This window comes from Streptomyces hundungensis (assembly GCF_003627815.1).
Lineage (GTDB): Bacteria > Actinomycetota > Actinomycetes > Streptomycetales > Streptomycetaceae > Streptomyces > Streptomyces hundungensis_A.
On record NZ_CP032698.1, the window covers coordinates 1,621,868 to 1,639,337 of the forward strand.

Below are 17,470 nucleotides of genomic sequence, written 5' to 3' on the forward strand. Positions count from 1 at the left end.
GGTCAGCCGCCCTTCGGGGGGACGATCTGGAGATAGATCCCGGTGAGCACCATGTTCACGAAGAAAAGCAGCAGGAAGGTGATGACGACGGACTGGTTGACCGCGTCACCGACGCCCTTGGGGCCGCCGCGCGGGTTCAGTCCGCGGTAGGCGGCGACGATCCCGGCGATGAACCCGAAGATCAGCGCCTTGATCTCGCTGACGTACAGGTCGGGGAGCTGGGCCAGGGCGGAGAAGCTGGAGAGGTAGGCGCCGGGTGTGCCGCCCTGGAGGATGACGTTGAAGAAGTAGCCGCCGAGCGTGCCGACGACGGAGACCATCCCGTTGAGCAGGACGGCGACGAACATGGTCGCCAACACCCGTGGTACGACGAGCCGCTGGACGGGTGAGACACCCATGACCTCCATGGCGTCCAGCTCCTCCCGGATCGTACGGGAGCCGAGGTCGGCGCAGATCGCGGAGCCGCCGGCGCCCGCGATGAGCAGGGCCACGATCAGCGGGCTGGCCTGCTGGATGACGGCGAGGACGCTGGCGCCGCCGGTGAAGGACTGGGCGCCGAGTTGCTGGGTGAGCGAGCCGACCTGAAGGGCGATGACGGCGCCGAACGGGATGGAGACCAGGGCCGCGGGAAGGATGGTGACGCCGGCGATGAACCAGAACTGCTCGATGAACTCGCGTACCTGAAAGGGCCGTTGGAAGACCGCGCGGATGACCGCGGCGGCCAGCGAGAAGAGGCGGCCGGTCTGGCGGAACGCGCCGAGGCCGGGCACGGGCCTTCGGGGCCCGCGTACCGGTGGGGGCGGCGTGGGGTGGGGGGCTCTCTCGGCCTCCGCCGTCATGGCCTTGCCTCCTGGGCGGGCGCCATGCCCTGCTCGACGGCGCGGCGGGCCGCGGGGGGTAGCGAGTCGAGCATGCCCATCACCCGGAGCTTGCGGCGCAGCACCGCCCGCCGGGCGGGCAGCCCCGGCGAGGGCTCCAGCTGGGCGACGAGAGGACGGGGTGAAAGGCCCTGCCCCTGGGGCGAGTTGAGCTGTTCCTTGGCGAGGGTGGCGGCGTCCTTCTCCTCGGACATGCCGATCGGCCCCTCGCGGCGTCCGCTCAGGAACTGGGCGACGACCGGCTCCTGGCTCGTCAGCAACACCTCACGCGGCCCGAAGGTGACGAGGTTGCGGCGAAAGAGCATGCCCATGTTGTCGGGGACGGTCGCCGCGATGTCGAGGTTGTGGGTGACGATCAGCATCGTCGCGTCGATCTGCGCGTTCAGGTCGATGAGCAACTGGGAGATGAACGCGGTGCGCACCGGGTCGAGCCCCGAGTCCGGCTCGTCGCAGAGGATGATCTGCGGGTCCAGGACCAGGGCGCGGGCGAGCCCGGCGCGTTTGCGCATGCCTCCGGAGATCTCGCCGGGCAGCTTCTCCTCGGCGCCGAGCAGACCGACCATGTCGACCCGTTCCATGACGATGCGGCGGATCTCCCACTCCTTCTTGCGGGTGTGCTCGCGCAGCGGGAAGGCGATGTTGTCGAAGAGGGACATCGAGCCGAACAACGCGCCGTCCTGGAACATGAGACCGAAGAGTTTCCGGGTCTCGTAGATGTCCCGTTCGGGGCTGCTCACCATGTCGACGCCGTTGATGAGCACCCGGCCGCGTTCCGGCTTGAGCAGCCCGATGAGCGATTTGAGGAAGACCGTCTTTCCGGTGCCGGAGGGGCCGAGCATGACGCTGACTTCACCGGCCGGAAGGGTGAGGGTGACGTCCTGCCAGATGTTCTGCTTGCCGAAGGACTTGGTCAGGCCTTCGACCACGACTTCAATTCCCATCCCACCTCCAGCAGGCACATACGTAGTGACGCGAGAGCACCGAGGGGCGCACGGTAAGGTGCCTGATGACGCCGAAACAAGATCCCGGACGTCCCCATCGATGAAATCCCTTGCGGTTGTCACTCGTTGACAATTTCCCGAGTCGGCCTGGCGGACGACTGCGCAACAATGGAGCAGTACGGCGGTGGTGCTCACGAGCGGCATTGCGGCGGTGGTGCTCAAGAACGGGGGCCGCCGCGGCCGGGGGGAGGTGAACCGCGGCGCCCCCGCCCCGGGAAGAGCCCGGGCCCGACCGGCAGGGGTGGTCGGGTACTTCGTCCCTGCGGCTCACGGCCGAAGACCGCTCGGACGAGAGCCTGGACATCGGCGGACCGGATGGTGCCTGAGCTGCCCGGACCGACCGCACACCGGACGCTACGGCCGGGTAACCTCGCTCTGCAATACCAGTTCCAGAAGTTTCCGCGAGCCCGCACCCGGCCGTCGCCAACTTGTCACCCAAGGAGTGCTTCATTCACAGAACTTGTCACCTGTTGATGGGTTTCACAGGTAACCGGTGCAGGACCGGACGGTTATGCGGAGAGAACTGGGAACATCGGCACGAAGCGCCGGGTGAAGCCGGCGGTATTGCGCACGGATCGACAAGAAAAACCGGCCGGTTGCTCATCGTGGGCACAAGGAAGAACCCGGCTCGGCACAATCTTGAACGGCAGGATTGTGCGCCGATGTTTCTCGCAAGTAACGTCCGCATCGTCACGGATCGTACGTGGCCGAATCCGTACCCGTAGCTGGTGAAACCGGAGGAATTACTGTGCGAAGCACCCTAGGAAAGCTGGCGCTGATATGCGGCGCCGCGACGGCGGCGTTCACCCTGGCGACCGCGCCCGCCCTGGCCGCGGTACCCACCCACTGGGTCGTCGGCCCCAACTCGCCCGAGAACTTCACCGCCAAGTCGAGCAATGTCGTACTGTCCATCAACGGCATCGACATGACGTGCACCTACTCCGACGCGGGTGGCTCCCTGCACAGCGCCACCGGCAACCCGGCGGCGGTCGGCACCATCAACCCGGTGCACTTCGGCAGAACCGGTGAGCCGTGCACCAGCTTCCTCGGCGCGGTCGACACCGTCGCCAACACCCCCTGGACGCTGAACGTGACCGGTTACAACGCGGCCACCGGGGTGTCGCAAGGGTACATCTCGGGCGTCAACGCCCGTGTCACCGTGTCGACTTGCGCGTTCACGGTCACCGGCACCGCGCACGGTACGTACACCAACTCCACCGGTGACCTCGCGGTCGCCGCCAACCCGACCGAACTGACGGTCTCCGCTCCGACGGCGGGCTGCGCGGGCGTGGTGTCCGCGGGCGACCACCCGTCGTTCAACGGCGACTACTACGCGGTGGTGAGCGGCACCAGCACGCACCCCACCATCGTCGGCTCGTAGCACCGCATGGCACATCGCAACTCCCCCGGGCCGCCCGGCCAGCCACCCCGAAGACCGGGCGGTCCCCCAGCCGCGGCGCACCCGGCGCCGGACGCTTCGAGGAGCTGAGCCAGTGGAGCTGAACGCGACGTGACAAGGACTCCCCGACCGGCCGGCCGGTGGCGGAGCGTGGGCACGCGGGGGGCGCTCGCCGTGGCCACCGTGGTCCTGGCCGGGATCGTGCCCGGCGCGGACGTGGCCCTCGGCGAGCAGCGCACCAGCACCGAACTCACCTACACCTGCGCCTTCCCGGCCGGCCCGCACCCGGTGAAGGTGGGGATCGGGGCCCGGTTCCCGGCCCGGACCGCGACCGGCGCCGCCATCCGGCCCACCGAGGTGACGACCTCCGTGACGCTGCCCGACGCCGCGGTCGCCGAGCTCACCAAGCTCCGGGCCGCCACGACCGGCGCCACCACCAAGCTGACCACCGAGGTCGCCCAGAACGGCGCCACCGCGACCGCGCTGTGGCAGGGCGCCGCGCCGTCCGTGCCGCTCACCCCGACGGGCGGTGTCGTGCTCAGGGCGACCGGCGAGGTCCCCACCGTCACCGCGAACAGCCCCGGCGCCCTCACCCTCACGGCCGCGGGCCTCACCCTCGACTTCCATCCGGTCACCACCGAAGGCGGCGCCACCGCCCCGGCCACGCTCTCGGTGCCCTGCACCCTCACCCCGGGCGGCAAGGGCCTGCTCGCCACCGTGCCGGTCGGCCCGGCGGTCTCCCCGACCGCGCCCACCCCCGGCGCCTCGGCCACGGGGCCCGGGGCCGACGGCTCCCACCGCCCGGCTGAGAGCGCTCCCACCGTCCTCGCTCCCCCGGCGCGGGGTGCGGCGCGGGCCGCCGCCGCGCCGGAGTGCCGCGGCGACACCACCCAGCCGCTCGCGCTCTCGGCGTACGCCACCGGGTATGCCGACGTCACCAAGATGGGCAACGCCTCGCTGATCCCCGTCTTCTGCACCCAGGTGGTCCAGGGGCTCAACCGGATCAAGCGGATCGAGGTCAGGCCGGGCGTCTTCGAGCTCCATCTGCTCCAGTCCTCGACGGGCCGGCTCGACTATCGCGGCCGCGCCCAGACCCCGCCCGGGCCGGCGACGTTCCTCACCTTCGGGTTCATGCCGACCACCGCCACGATGACCCTGGAGCAGACCGGCCCCATGACCATCGACTCCGACCTCAACAACACGGCGGGGCACGGCGAGACGTACATCAGGATCCCGCTGGTGCTGCGGATCTCCGACGTGTCGGTCAACGGGACCCCCCTGGACGTCGGCCCCAACTGCCGTACCAGCGCGCCGCTTTACTCCCCGGACCCCGATCCGGCCCGGAACACCAAGGACCACATGGTGATGCTCGGGGTGCTAAAGAAGGGCACGGACACGGTCTGGCGCGGGTACTCGCTGTCCCGGGGCGGACCGCTCGACGGTTCGGTGACCATCCCCGCGTTCACCGGCTGCGGGGTGGGCGAGGACCTCAGCCCGCTGTTCACCGCGTCGGTGTCCGGGCCCGTCAACACGGTCAAGCAGAACCAGGGAGCGCCATGCGCGTCCGGCATTCCGGACGACCCCGCGATGCTGTGCACCGCCGACAAACAGCCGACGACCATTCCGGCGCCCCTGCGGTGAGCACGCCCGGGGTGCGCACCGGGGTACGAGCCACCACGCCGACCAGCACCACCGCACCGCTATTCAGCCAACTCCCTTACCTCACAAGGGCGTTGCCGCATCCACTCATTTCCGTACCGGACGTCGTGCGTCGAGACGTTCAAGAGGGGACGATCCCATGAGATCCGTATCCATCCGGCTGCGCGCGGGACTGCTGGCCACCTGCACGGCCCTGACCGCCTTGGCGGCCGTCGGCCCGGCCTCCGCCGACGCCCAGGCGGCCCCCCAACTCAACGGCGACTGGTCGCCGTTCACCCGTTGCCCCGTGGACGCGCCGGTGATGCTGGCCGCCGACGGACGCATCGACATCGTGCAGTGCATCGCCTCCCACGCGGCGAGCGGCTCCATCAAACTCGGCACCACCGAGGTCGTCACGGGCGCCAGTGACCTCCAGCTCGGCGTGGTGCAGCACGCCACGGGGGCGCCCACCCTGGTCGCCCCGGCCGGTGGCGCGCTGATCGCGGACTCCGCCGACATCCCGGGCGGCCTGCTGGGCCTGATGTGCCCGAGCGACATCCCCGTCATCAGTGACATCTGCCGGGGGATCACCAACGCCACCCTCAACCGGGTGGTCGCCACCGTCGAATCGGCCGGTACGCCCAGCGACTTCAACCTCACCGCGGGCGCCACCTCCGGGCAGCCGATCATCGCCATCCCGGTCCGCATCCACCTCCAGAACCCGCTGCTCGGGAGCGCCTGCTACATCGGCTCCGCGGCCCACCCGGTCGTGCTGCGCCCGCAGAACATCACCGCGCCGACCCTCGGCATCCAGCGCTTCGACGGCAACGGGACGGCCAACACCGCGGGGGTCATGAACCGGCTCAGCCTGATCAACGCGAGCCAGACGGACACCACGTTCGCGGTGCCCGGTGCAAGCGGTTGCGGGCTCGGCGGGATGCTCGACTGGGCCGTCAACCTCAAGACCGGCCTGCCCTCGGCGGCCGGCCACAACAGCGTCGTACTCGACAACGCCTCGACCTATCTGGCCGGTCTGCGGGCCCCCGGCACGGTCGTCCCGAACAACGGCAAACTGCTCTCGGAGTACTGGCACTCGGCGGTGCGGTAGCCGTCGCCTCAGCTCCCCGGCCCGGGCCGGCCACGCCCTCGGCGGGCCGGTCCGGAATCGGCCGACAACCGATGCACCTGGAATCGAACGCCGCCCCAAGTGTTGTCCGTGGCAAGGGAGTTGTTCTAGGTTCAGCAGTCCGCGAAAGGTACGCACCTGTCGGTCGGTGGGAGCGCTTTCTCCATCGGCCCTCCCCCCGCCGGGGCGCCGTAGTGCAAGGGGAGTGAGATGCCCACAGCCGCGCAATCACCGGACACCCAGGAGCCGTTGGGACCGCTCCCACAGGAGTTCGCCGCGATCATGCGCCCCGAGCTTCCGGGTTTACTCAAGGAGATCGGCGCGGAGGTCACCCGCGCCTACCCCGAGTACGCCCGGCTGCTCGAAGGCCCCTACGGCGAGGCGATCCGGGTCGGCGTGGAGCAGAACCTCACCGTCTTCGTCGACCAGGTCGCCTCCCCGAGCGCGCCGTCGACGCTGCGCGACGAGATGTGCCGGCGCTTCGGCCGGTTCGAGGCGTACGAGGGCCGCAGCCTGGAGACCCTCCAGGGCGCCTACCGGCTCGGCGCGCGGGTGGCGCTGCGGCGCGCCAAGAAGATCGGCCGGCGCTACAACCTCTCGCCCGCCCTGATGCTCAGCTTCGCGGACGCGCTGTTCACCTATGTCGAGGAGCTGGAAGCGCTCTCACGGGAGGGATATCTGGAGGTCACGTCCTTCTCCGGGGAGCGTTCGGACGCACTGCGGCGCCGGCTGCTGCATCTGATCCTGGCCGGCTCCCCGGTGCCGCGCGCGGCCATCGCGGAGCTGGCGGAACGGGCCCGCTGGGCGCTGCCCGAGCGGGTCACGCTGGTCGCGCTCCGATCCGGTGGCGGCCTGACGCGTGCGGCTCTGGACAACGATGTCCTGGCCGATCCGGGCGAGCCGCTTCCCCACCTCCTGGTGCCGGGCCCGGTCGACGAGGTGCGAAGACGGATGCTGGACGCGGCCCTGCACGGCTCCTGGGCCGCGGTGGGCCTGGAGGTCCCCATCGGCGGGGCGTCCGATTCGCTGCGCTGGGCCCGACAGGTCCTCGAACTCGCCGCCTCCGGCGTCATCGAAAGCGACCGGGGGACGCTGTACTGCGAGGACCACCTCGTCACCCTGTGGTTACGCTCCGATCCCGCTCTCCTCGAACACCTCGGCCGGCGCGAACTCGCCCCGCTGGACGCGCTCACGCCCGGCCGCCGCGACCGGCTGATCGAGACCCTGCGGACCTGGCTGGCGACCCGGGGCACCGCCGCCCACATGGGTCAACTCCTCGATGTGCACCCGCAGACGGTGCGCTATCGCATGCGCACCCTGGAGTCCATCTTCGGCGACCGCCTCACCGATCCCGAACACCGGTTCGCCACCGAACTAGTGCTACGCGCAAGGGACCTCGGCCACCGGGAACAGCCCTGAACTTGCCCCGATCGGCGCCATAATCATCCGAATCACTTCGAAAACAACGGATAAATATCGTCAAGTACCCCGGTAGGTGCGAACCCGCCGCGGGATATGCCCGTCTGAGTGGGCGGATGTCCGAAGGATGTCCGTACCACCCGCACTACGCCAGAGGCATACCCCATGTCTTCGCATCTGCCGGCTGTCTTCCGGGGCTCCGCCGCCCCGCACCCCCGCACCCTGCTCGACGTACTGGACGCCACCGCGGCCGCCCATCCGGACGCGCCCGCACTCGACGCGGGCGGCGAGCGGCTCACCTACCAGGAGCTGTGCGACCGGATCACCGAACGCGCCGTGCGGCTCACCCGCCACGGCATCGGCCCGGGCGACCGGGTCGGCGTCCGGATCCCGTCCGGCACCTGCGACCTGTATCTCGCGATCCTGTCGGTCCTGTTGTGCGGCGCGGCCTATGTGCCCGTCGACGCGGACGATCCCAAGGAGCGCGCGGCGACCGTCTTCGCCGAGGCGGGGGTGTGCGCCGTGATCGAGGCCGACGGGCGGATACTGCCGGGGCCCGCGGCGCCCCTCGCGGCCCGCTGGCGGCCCGCCCTGCCCGACGACGACGCCTGGATCATCTTCACCTCCGGCTCCACGGGCCTGCCCAAGGGCGTGGCGGTCACCCACCGCTCGGCCGCCGCCTTCGTCGACGCGGAGGCCCAACTCTTCCTGCACGAGCGGCCGTTGGGGCCGGGCGACCGGGTACTGGCCGGTCTCTCGGTCGCCTTCGACGCCTCCTGCGAGGAGATGTGGCTGGCCTGGCGCCACGGTGGCTGCCTGGTTCCGGCGCCGCGCTCCCTGGTGCGGGCGGGGCACGAACTCGGCCCCTGGCTCGTCGAGCGCCGCATCACGGTGGTGTCCACGGTCCCCACCCTCGCGGCGCTCTGGCCGGACGAGGCGCTCGACGAGGTGCGGCTTCTGATCGTCGGCGGGGAGGCCTGCCCCGGCGCCCTCGCGGACCGGTTCGCGGTCAAGGGCCGCGAGATGTGGAACACCTACGGCCCCACCGAGACGACCGTCGTCGCGACCGCCGCGCGCATGCTGCCCGGCGAGCCGGTACGCATCGGACTCCCGCTGGCCGGCTGGGAGTTGGCGGTCCTCGATCCGTCCGGCCGGCCCGTCCCGTACGGCGCGGAGGGCGAACTCGTCATCGCCGGCGTGGGCACGGCCCGTTATCTGGACGGCGCCAAGGACGCCGAACGGTTCGCCCCGCTGGCACTCCTTGAGACGCGCCGCGCCTATCGCACCGGCGATCTGGTACGCGCCGACGCGGCCGGCCTCGTCCATCTCGGCCGCGCCGACGACCAGGTGAAGGTGGGCGGTCGGCGCATCGAACTCGGCGAGATCGACGCCATGTTGAGAGCGCTTCCAGGCGTGCGCGCCGCAGCGGGCGCGGTGCGCGGCACCCCCGCGGGCGGCCAGATCCTGGTCGGCTATGTGGTCCCCGACGCAAGCGGCTTCCACGCCGGCCAGGCCCGCGCCTTCTTGGCCCAGCGGCTTCCGGCAGCGCTCGTACCGCTCCTCGTCGAGGTGGGCGAACTACCCACGCGCACCTCGGGCAAGGTCGACCGGGACGCCCTGCCGTGGCCGCTGCCGTCCCAGCGCGGCCCCGCCGGCGACGGGCTCCGGCCCGGCTCCACCGTGGCCCGGCTGGCCGGGACGTGGGAGCGGATGCTGGGGGTGCGCCCCGAAGCGGACAGCGACTTCTTCGCGCTCGGCGGCTCCAGCCTGAGCGCGGCCAAGCTCGCCTCGGAGCTGCGCGAGCACTACCCCGGGGTGTCCGTCGCCGACCTCTACCGCCGACCCGTCCTGCGCGACATGGCCCAGCACCTCGAATCCCTCGACGGTCCCGCCACCGAGGCGCGGACCGTGCGGCCCGTGCCGCGCGCCGCGGGTGTGGTCCAACTCCTCGTCACCACCGTGCTGTTCGGGATTTCGGGGCTGCGCGGGCTGCTCGGGCTCGCGACGCTCGACAACATCCTGGGATGGCTCGCGCCGCAGGCCTGGGCGCCGCACGTGTCCTGGTGGTTCGTGCTGATCGGCACGGTCGTCCTGATGAGCGCCCCGGCCCGCTTCGTCATCGGCGGCGCGGCGGCCCGCCTGCTGACGTGGGGTATGGCGCCGGGCGCGTACCCGCGTGGCGGCCGTGTCCATCTGCGGCTGTGGACGGCCGAACGCGTCGTCGCCGCGTTCGGCGTGCCCTCCCTGCTCGGCACGCCCTGGGCTCGTCTGTACGCGCTCTCCCTGGGCTGCCGGGTCGCACGGAACGTGACCCTGCACGCCATGCCGCCGGTCACCGGGCTCGCCACCATCGGCCCGGGCGCGAGCGTGGAACCGGAGGCCGACATCAGCGGGTGGTGGCTGGACGGCGCGACGCTGCACATCGGCGCCGTGCACATCGGGGACGGCGCCCGCGTAGGCCACCGCAGCACCCTGATGCCCGGCGCGGTCCTCGGCGCCCACGCCGAACTTGAGCCCGGCGCCTGCCTGGACGGGCAGGTCCCGCCGGGCCGGCGCTGGGTCGGCTCACCGGCCCGCCCGGCCGAGGCGTACGAGCGCGTCGCCGGGACGGGCTGGCCCGAACCCCGCCGGGAGCGCTCTCAGCGCTGGGCGGCGGCGTACGCGCTCTCCCTCACCGTGCTGCCGCTGCTGAGCCTAGTCGCCGCGGCGCCCGCGCTCATCGGGGTCTACTACCTGGTGCGGTCCTGCGACACGCTCTCCGCGGTCGCCCTCAGGCTGTTCCTGGCGGCGCCCCCCATCACCGTGGTCACCACGCTCACCTCGATGCTGACGCTCGCCGCCCTGGTCCGCGTCCTCGGCCGGGGCCTTGTGCCCGGGTTCCATCCGGTGTGCGGCGGCGTCGCCTGGCGCGCCTGGCTGGTGACCCGGCTGCTCAGCGGCGCCCGCGGCAGCTTCTTCCCGCTGTACGCGAGCCTGGCGACCCCGGTGTGGCTGCGGATGCTGGGCGCCTCGGTGGGCCGGCGCGCCGAGATCTCCACGGTGCTGCCGCTGCCCTCGCTCCTGACCGTGGAGGACGGCGCGTTCCTCGCCGACGACACGCTGGTGGCGCCCTTCGAAGTGCGGGGCGGCTGGCTGCGGTTGGGGACGGCGTCCGTGGGCCGCAAGGCCTTCGTCGGCAACTCCGGCATCGTCGGCCCGGACCGCCGGGTGCCCGACGGCGCCCTGATCGGCGTGCTCTGTGACGCTCCCGCGCACAGCGAGCCGGGCAGCTCCTGGCTCGGGCGCCCCGCGCTTCCGCTGCCCCGGGTCGCGGCCACCGTCGACCCCGGCCGCACCTTCGACCCTCCGCGCCGACTCGTGCTGGCCCGGGCCGCGGTCGAGCTGTGCCGGGTGGTGCCGTTGATGTGCTCGGTGGTGCTGGCGCAGGCCCTTCTGATCGGCGAGCAGAGCGCTCTCAACCGGGGTGGGCTCGCGTTCGCGGCGCTGGCCGGCACCGGGCTGCTCGTCGTGGCCGCCGCGGTGGCGGGCCTGGTCGCGACCGCGGCGAAGTGGGTGCTGGTCGGCCGTTTCGTGCCGGGCGAGCATCCGTTGTGGTCGTCCTTCGTGTGGCGCAACGAGCTGTACGACACCTTCGTCGAGTCGCTGGCCGTGCCGTGGATGGCGGGTTCGTTCACCGGCACGCCGGTCCTCAACTGGTGGTTGCGCAGCCTGGGCGCGCGCATCGGGCGCGGGGTGTGGCTGGAGACGTACTGGCTGCCCGAGACCGATCTGGTCACCGTCGGGGACGGGGCGAGCGTCAATCGCGGGTGTGTGTTGCAGACCCATCTCTTCCACGACCGCATCATGCGCCTGGACACCGTACGGCTCGCCGAGGGCGCGTCGCTGGGCCCGCACAGCATCGCGCTGCCCGGCACCGATGTCGGCGCCCGCGCCTCGGTGGGGGCCGCGTCCCTCGTGATGCGCGGGGAGAGCGTGCCCCCGGACACCCGCTGGGCGGGCAACCCCATCGCGGGTGAGCAGACCACACCCGCGAGCGCCCAACAGCCGGTCCAGCAACCCACGTTGACGGCACATCAGGATGCGGCGCGGGAAGGGAGCGCGGCGTGATCCGGTGCAGTCGGCGCTCGCTGGTGCGGGTGGCCGCCCTGTCCGCGCTCGGCACGATCTCCGTGACGCAGGACGAGACGGCCGCCCGCCGGGACCGATACTTCCCGCAGCACGGCTCGTACGGGCACGACACCCTCGCCTACGACCTGCGGATCAGCTACGACTCGGCCAGTGGCCGCCTCGATGGCACGGCGCTGATCCAGGCCGTCGCCCTGCGGCCCCTGGAGCGGATCGAGTTGGACCTGTCCAAGCTCAGCGTCCAGTCGGCGCACGTCGACGGCAGGGCCGCCCGCATCCGCCAACGCCAGGGCAAGTTGTATGTGACGCCCAGTCAAGTGCTGCCTCCCGGCGCGGTGTTCACGGCGAAGGTGCGGTACGCGGGGCGGCCCGGCCCGATCCGTTCTCCGTTCGGGAGCATCGGCTGGGACCACACCGGCGACAGCCACGACGGCACCCTGGTCGCCTCCCAGCCGCTGGGAGCGCCGTCCTGGTTCCCGTGCAACGACCGGCCCGACGACAAGGCCGCGTACACCTTCCGGGTCACGGTGCCGCGCGACCGGCAGGCGCTGGCGAACGGGACGCTCACCGAGTGCCGCAGCGAGGGCGCCACCGATGTGTGGACGTACCACCACCCCGGCCCCATGGCCACCTATCTCGCCGCGCTCTACACCGGCCGCTTCCAGCACGACAGCGCGCTCGCACCCGGACCGCCGGGTGCCGCGGCGATCCCGGTGCACAACGCCTACCCCTCCCGCATCGCCGAGGCGGCCCGCTACGACCTGGGCCGCCAGCCCGACATGCTGCGGCACTTCTCGGAACTGTTCGGGCCCTACCCGTTCGAGGCGTACGGAGCGGTGGTCGTGGACGCCGACCTCTCGGCGCCCGTCGAGAACCAGACGCGTTCGGTGTTCGGCCGCAACCACATCGACGGGCGGCGCGGCTGGGAGACGCTGGTGGCCCACGAGTTGGCGCACCAGTGGTTCGGCAACAGCGTGGGCATCCGCGAGTGGCGGCACATCTGGCTCAACGAGGGCTTCGCGACATACGCCGAGTGGCTGTGGTCGGAACACATCGGCGAGGACGGCGCCGACGAGATCGCCCGCCGTGAGTGGCAGAGCCTCGCCCGGCGCGGCCAGAACCTGCGGCTCGCCGAGCCGGGCCCGCGCCGCATCTTCGACGACCGGCTCTACACCCGGGGCGCCTGCACCCTGCACGCGCTGCGTCTGACCCTGGGCGACGAGCGGTTCTTCGCGGTGCTGCGCGGCTGGCACGCGGCGCGGCGCGGCCGGATCGGCGACACCACCGCCTTCATCGCCCACGCCGAGACCACGTCGCAGGAGAGCCTGCGGCCGCTGCTCCATGCCTGGCTCTACGACAAGAAGCTGCCCGACTTACCGACGCGCATCGCCGACTGAGAGCGCTCTCCGGGCTGGGCTCGTGCCATCGTCCGGGAGCGCTCTGGGCACCCTGTCGTCGTATACAAACCTTTCCGGCCACAGGACCCCGATGCGCCTCTATGTCCCTATTTCTCCGATGAGGGGGCCTTGCCGGGTCCCCCAGGCCACCCCTTACTGTGCGCTTGGCTGTTACCGGTCGATTTCACAGGAGTTGGGGGGAGGGTCACGTGCGGATACCGCGCGCTGGACGAGGGGGGCGGTTCGCGGTGCATGTGCTGCGCGGCCAGGCTCAGGTGCACTTCCTGCCGAGCGCGCCGACCGGCCTGATCTTCACGGTGGCCCTGTTCACGGCGGACTGGCGGTACGGCCTCTACGGGCTGGTCGGCACCGCCATCGGCACCGGTACCGCGCAGCTGCTGGGCGTGGACCGGAGCCGGGTGGCGGCCGGGCTCGAAGGGTTCAACGCCTGCCTCGTCGCGGTCGGCTTCGCCGTCCTCCTCGGCCCCGCGCATCCCTCCACGATGGTCCTCGCGGCGGGCGGCTGCGCCGTCGTCACCGTCGTCACGGCCGCCGCCACCACGCTGCTGCACGCCTGGGGACTGCCCACCCTGACGCTGCCGTTCTGTCTGACGGCGAGCGCGATGACGATCGCCGCGCCGCGCTTCGAGCGGGTGTGGCACGGCGGCCCCGCGACGGCCGCGCCCATCCGGGCCGCCGAGGGCGCCGTCGCGCTCGCGCTCGACGACGTCGGGCGCGCGTTCTTCGCCAACATCGCGCAGATCTTCCTCATGCCCCAGTGGTACGTCGGCGTCATCTTCCTCGTCGGCATCTTCGCGGCCAGCCGCACGGCGGGCGCGATGGCGTGCGTCGGCAGCGCCGTCGCACTGGTCACCGCCTGGGCGCTCGGCGCCCCGACGGCCAGGATCGTGGACGGCACCATGGGCTACAACGCCGTGCTCGTCGCGATGGCGCTGTGCGGGGTGCTGCTCGCCGCCGACCGGTGGAGCCTCGGCTTCGCGGTGGTCGGGGCGGCGGCGGCCACGGTGCTCGGACCCGCGCTCGACGCACTGTTCGCACCGGCCGGCGGGCACTCCTTCACCTGGCCGTTCGTTCTCACCACCCTGGTGTTCGTGGCGTCCGTGCCCGCGCTCCCGCGCCTGCACCGCACGGCAGCGCCGACCGTGCTGCCCCTGACCGAGCCGGTGGGCTCCGGCGTGGTGCTGGGCGCCTGAGGACGCGGAACACCTCACTCACCCGGCCGACACGGCATGCGCGCCCCTTGGGGCGGTGTGAGGGTGCCAGTGTGACCACCGCCAGCGAGACAGCACCCGTGTCCGCGCCGCCCGTGCTCGACGTCCGGCAGCGCAACATCGTGTTCGGCACGATCATGCTCGGCATGCTGCTGGCGGCGCTCGACCAGACGATCGTGGGCACGGCCCTGCCCACGATCGTCGCGGACCTCGGTGGCGCCGCCCACATGTCCTGGGTGGTCACCTCCTACCTCCTCGCGGAGACCGTCGCGACCGCGCTGGTCGGCAAGTTCGGCGACCTGTTCGGCCGCAAGGTCGTCTTCCAGGTCTCCGCGGTCACGTTCATCACCGGCTCGTTCCTGTGCGGGCTCGCGACGAACATGACGCTCCTCATCGCCTGGCGGGCCCTCCAGGGCATCGGCGCGGGCGGCCTGATGGTGACGGCCATGGCGTTGATCGCCGATGTGATCCCGCTGCGCGACCGCGGCAAGTACCAAGGGGCGATCGGCGCCGTGTTCGGCGTCTCGACCGTCATCGGGCCCCTGCTCGGCGGGCTGTTCACGGACCATCTGAGCTGGCGCTGGGCGTTCTATGTGAACGTGCCCATCGCCATCCTCGTGGTGATCGCGGCGGCCCGGAACATCCCCTCGGTCCGCTCGACGGCCAAACCCGTCATCGACTACCTCGGCATCGGTCTGGTCGCGGTCGGGGCCAGCGCACTGATCCTGGGCACGAGTTGGGGCGGCAACCAATACGCCTGGGGTTCGGCGACGATCATCGCGCTGTTCGCGGGCGGACTGATCGCGCTCGCCCTGTTCTGCTGGGTGGAGACGCGAGCCGTCCAACCGATGCTGCCGATGCGGCTGTTCCGCAACCCCGTCTTCACGGTGTGCTCGGTCCTCAGCTTCATCGTGGGCTTCGCGATGCTCGGCGCGATGACGTTCCTGCCGACCTATCTCCAGTACGTCGACGGCGACTCGGCGACCATCTCCGGCGTGCGCACCCTGCCGATGGTGATCGGCCTGCTCATCGCGTCGATCTTCAGCGGCAACGTGGTGAGCAGGACCGGCCAGTACCGGATCTTCCCCATCGTCGGCGCCCTCGTCATGGGGGTGGGCCTCTTCCTGCTGTCGCTGATGGGCCCGAACGTCGGCGCCTGGCTGGAATCGCTCTACATGTTCGTGCTCGGACTCGGCATCGGACTGTGCATGCAGGTGCTCACCATCGCCGTGCAGAACACCGTCGACTACGCGGACCTGGGCACGGCGACCTCGGGCGTCACCTTCTTCCGTACGCTCGGCAGCTCGTTCGGCACGGCCGTCTTCGGCACCATCTACGCCAACACCCTCAAGACCAACCTCCAGGACGGGGTGGCGGCGGCAGCGCGGCTCAGCGGCGGGGACCCGGCGCGGCTCGCGGCGGCCGCCCAGTCCCCGGCGGGGCTGCACCAACTGCCGCCCGCCACGGCCGCGCCGATCGTGCAGGCGTACTCCGACAGCCTTCACACCGTCTTCCTGTGGACGGTGCCGGTCGCCGCCGTGGGCTTCGTCGTCGCGCTCTTCCTCAAACAGGTCGAGCTGCGGGACACGGCGCGGTCCTCCTCCACCGACATGGGCGAGGGCTTCGCCCAGCCGACGACGGGCGACTCGGCCAAGGTGCTCGAACTCGCCGTCGGCAAGATCGTCCGCGGCGCCGACATGAACACCGCCCGGCGCATCGTGGCGGCGTCCGACAGCCGGCTCGACGTGGCCGGCGCCTGGGCGGTCATGCAGGTCGAGCAGTACACGCGGATGGTCGGCCACGCGAGCCTCGGCCTGATCGCAGCCCGCCGCCAGGTGCCGCCGGAGGTGCTGGTGCCGGTGTTCCAGCGGATGGTCGACGAGGGCTTCCTCAGCCGCGAGGGCAGCTACTTCTCGCACACTCCGGCCGGGGAGCGCGAAGTCGAGGCCATCACCCACTCGTGGTCGACCTGGCTGAACGAGCAGTTGGAGAAGGACCGCGGCCGGCCCCGCAGCGCGGAACTGCGCGCCGCCGCCGACACCATCGCCAAGCGCCTGATGGCCGAGGACCTGGCGAACGGGCTGCCGTCGACCCGCGTGAAGGTGGGGGCGGCGGCCGGCGCGTGATTGCCCTCCGGGGCCCGGCGGTTGGTCAGTCGGTGAACACCGCGTCGAGGTAGACCCAGGCACCCTCGACCCGAGAGAAGCGGCTCTGCTCGTGCAGGGAGCCGGCCTCGCCCGCGTGGGTGTAGTGCGCGCGGAAGGTGACCGTGCCGGTGGTGTGGAAGGCGCTGCCGTCGGCCGTGGCCAGGATCTCCAGACGGGTCCAGCGCGTCTTGGGGTCGAGGTCGAGCTCGGCGGGCCGGGTGTCCGGGTGCCAGGTGCGCAGCAGATACGCCCCGTCCTGCACCGCGAAGGCACTGAACCGCGAACGCATCAGCGCCTCGGCGGTCGGGGCGGCGGCCGCACCGGAGTGGTAGCGGCCGCAGCATTCGGCATAGGGCGCGGGCAGTCCACAGGGACAGGTCTTTGGCATTGCGGGGCGTGCGGGGCGCTTGGTACGACGGGACGACATGCCGCCATCTGATCACAGGCGGCACCCCGAACGCCCCCGCCACCTGGGGCTCTGCCCCACCCCCATGTCGCGCCTGAACGGCGCTCGTCCTCAAACGCCGGACGGGCTGAACGGCGCTCATACGGGCCAGCACCAACCCGCTAGGGGCGCGGGGAACTGCGCGAGACGCAACCACGGTCCGCAGCCGAAAGCGGGGTCTCTGGGGCTCCGCCCCAAACCCCGTATCGCGCCTGAACGGCGCTCGTCCTCAAACGCCGGACGGGCTGAACGGCGCTCATACGGGCCAGCACCAACCCGCTAGGGGCGCGGGGAACTGCGCGAGACGCAACCACGGTCCGCAGCCGAAAGCGGGGTCTCTGGGGCCCCGCCCCAAACCCCGTATCGCGCCTGAACGGCGCTCGTCCTCAAACGCCGGACGGGCTGAGGGGCGCTCGTGCGGGCCAGCACCGACCCCTTGGGGGCGCGGGGAACTGCGCGAGACGCGAGCACGGTCCGCAGCCGGAAGCGGGTTGGGGCGAACCCGGCCCGGCTCGGAGCGCCCCCTGCCGCCCGCCCCGCGATCTCCCTAAGATGCCCGCATGCCGTGCGCCCCAGGATGCCCGCAGCACCGTGCGCCCCGCGCCTATCCCCTCGCCCTGGCCCAGCGCCGGGCCACCAACGCGCGCCCCGCACCGGGCACCG

At 71.6% G+C, this 17,470-nt stretch carries 11 protein-coding genes; 8 read left to right on the forward strand and 3 right to left on the reverse strand.

All coding sequences use genetic code 11. The annotated features are described in order from the left end of the window. Positions 1-2 precede the first annotated feature (2 nt). Both DWB77_RS07295 and DWB77_RS07300 read right to left on the reverse strand, forming a co-directional pair. On the reverse strand, positions 3-839 hold the full coding sequence (locus DWB77_RS07295; RefSeq protein WP_246033445.1) for an MlaE family ABC transporter permease: 837 nt from the start codon (positions 837-839) through the stop codon (positions 3-5). Then, a complete protein-coding gene (locus DWB77_RS07300) occupies positions 836-1,819 on the reverse strand; it encodes an ABC transporter ATP-binding protein (RefSeq protein WP_120720471.1) in 984 nt (327 codons plus the stop codon). The genes DWB77_RS07295 and DWB77_RS07300 overlap by 4 nt, the downstream gene beginning before the upstream one ends. Positions 1,820-2,627: 808 nt before the next feature. Here DWB77_RS07300 and DWB77_RS07305 point away from each other — a divergent pair. From DWB77_RS07305 to DWB77_RS07340, 8 genes are all read left to right on the forward strand, one after another. Then, complete coding sequence (locus DWB77_RS07305) at positions 2,628-3,260, forward strand: hypothetical protein (RefSeq protein ID WP_120720472.1); 633 nt, start codon at positions 2,628-2,630, stop codon at positions 3,258-3,260. A gap of 168 nt (positions 3,261-3,428) precedes the next feature. Further along, positions 3,429-4,919 carry a DUF6801 domain-containing protein gene (locus DWB77_RS07310; protein ID WP_120720473.1) on the forward strand — a complete coding sequence of 497 codons (1,491 nt, stop codon included), beginning with the start codon at positions 3,429-3,431 and terminating at the stop codon, positions 4,917-4,919. Positions 4,920-5,076: 157 nt separating this feature from the next. After that, positions 5,077-6,024 (forward strand): hypothetical protein, encoded by a 948-nt coding sequence (locus DWB77_RS07315; RefSeq protein ID WP_120720474.1) that lies wholly within the window; start codon positions 5,077-5,079, stop codon positions 6,022-6,024. Positions 6,025-6,252: 228 nt separating this feature from the next. Next, a complete protein-coding gene (locus DWB77_RS07320) occupies positions 6,253-7,461 on the forward strand; it encodes a helix-turn-helix domain-containing protein (protein WP_120720475.1) in 1,209 nt (402 codons plus the stop codon). Positions 7,462-7,626: 165 nt separating this feature from the next. Then, positions 7,627-11,568 carry a Pls/PosA family non-ribosomal peptide synthetase gene (locus DWB77_RS07325; RefSeq protein ID WP_120720476.1) on the forward strand — a complete coding sequence of 1,314 codons (3,942 nt, stop codon included), beginning with the start codon at positions 7,627-7,629 and terminating at the stop codon, positions 11,566-11,568. Beyond that, positions 11,565-12,983: a M1 family metallopeptidase gene (locus DWB77_RS07330; RefSeq protein ID WP_120720477.1), complete on the forward strand. Its 1,419-nt coding sequence runs from the start codon at positions 11,565-11,567 to the stop codon at positions 12,981-12,983. The genes DWB77_RS07325 and DWB77_RS07330 overlap by 4 nt, the downstream gene beginning before the upstream one ends. Before the next feature lie 209 nt (positions 12,984-13,192). Next, the gene (locus DWB77_RS07335) at positions 13,193-14,197 is read left to right on the forward strand and encodes an urea transporter (protein ID WP_120720478.1); all 1,005 of its coding nucleotides are present in this window, start codon (positions 13,193-13,195) and stop codon (positions 14,195-14,197) included. Positions 14,198-14,268: 71 nt separating this feature from the next. Continuing rightward, entirely contained in the window at positions 14,269-16,341 is a 2,073-nt protein-coding gene (locus DWB77_RS07340) for an MDR family MFS transporter (RefSeq protein WP_174248516.1), read from the forward strand. 25 nt (positions 16,342-16,366) lie between these two features. Here the strand turns inward: DWB77_RS07340 and DWB77_RS07345 are convergent, their stop codons facing one another. Further along, positions 16,367-16,750 carry a YchJ family protein gene (locus DWB77_RS07345; RefSeq protein WP_246033446.1) on the reverse strand — a complete coding sequence of 128 codons (384 nt, stop codon included), beginning with the start codon at positions 16,748-16,750 and terminating at the stop codon, positions 16,367-16,369. Between the last annotated feature and the right edge of the window lie 720 nt (positions 16,751-17,470).

Bases quoted from the DNA above. Each gene is read 5' to 3' on its own strand.
- DWB77_RS07300 (WP_120720471.1), bottom strand. From the start codon at position 1,819: ATGGGAATTGAAGTCGTGGTCGAAGGCCTGACCAAGTCCTTCGGCAAG.
- DWB77_RS07325 (WP_120720476.1), top strand. From the start codon at position 7,627: ATGTCTTCGCATCTGCCGGCTGTCTTCCGGGGCTCCGCCGCCCCGCAC.
- DWB77_RS07345 (WP_246033446.1), bottom strand. From the start codon at position 16,750: ATGCCAAAGACCTGTCCCTGTGGACTGCCCGCGCCCTATGCCGAATGC.
- DWB77_RS07315 (WP_120720474.1), top strand. From the start codon at position 5,077: ATGAGATCCGTATCCATCCGGCTGCGCGCGGGACTGCTGGCCACCTGC.
- DWB77_RS07320 (WP_120720475.1), top strand. From the start codon at position 6,253: ATGCCCACAGCCGCGCAATCACCGGACACCCAGGAGCCGTTGGGACCG.
- DWB77_RS07295 (WP_246033445.1), bottom strand. From the start codon at position 839: ATGACGGCGGAGGCCGAGAGAGCCCCCCACCCCACGCCGCCCCCACCG.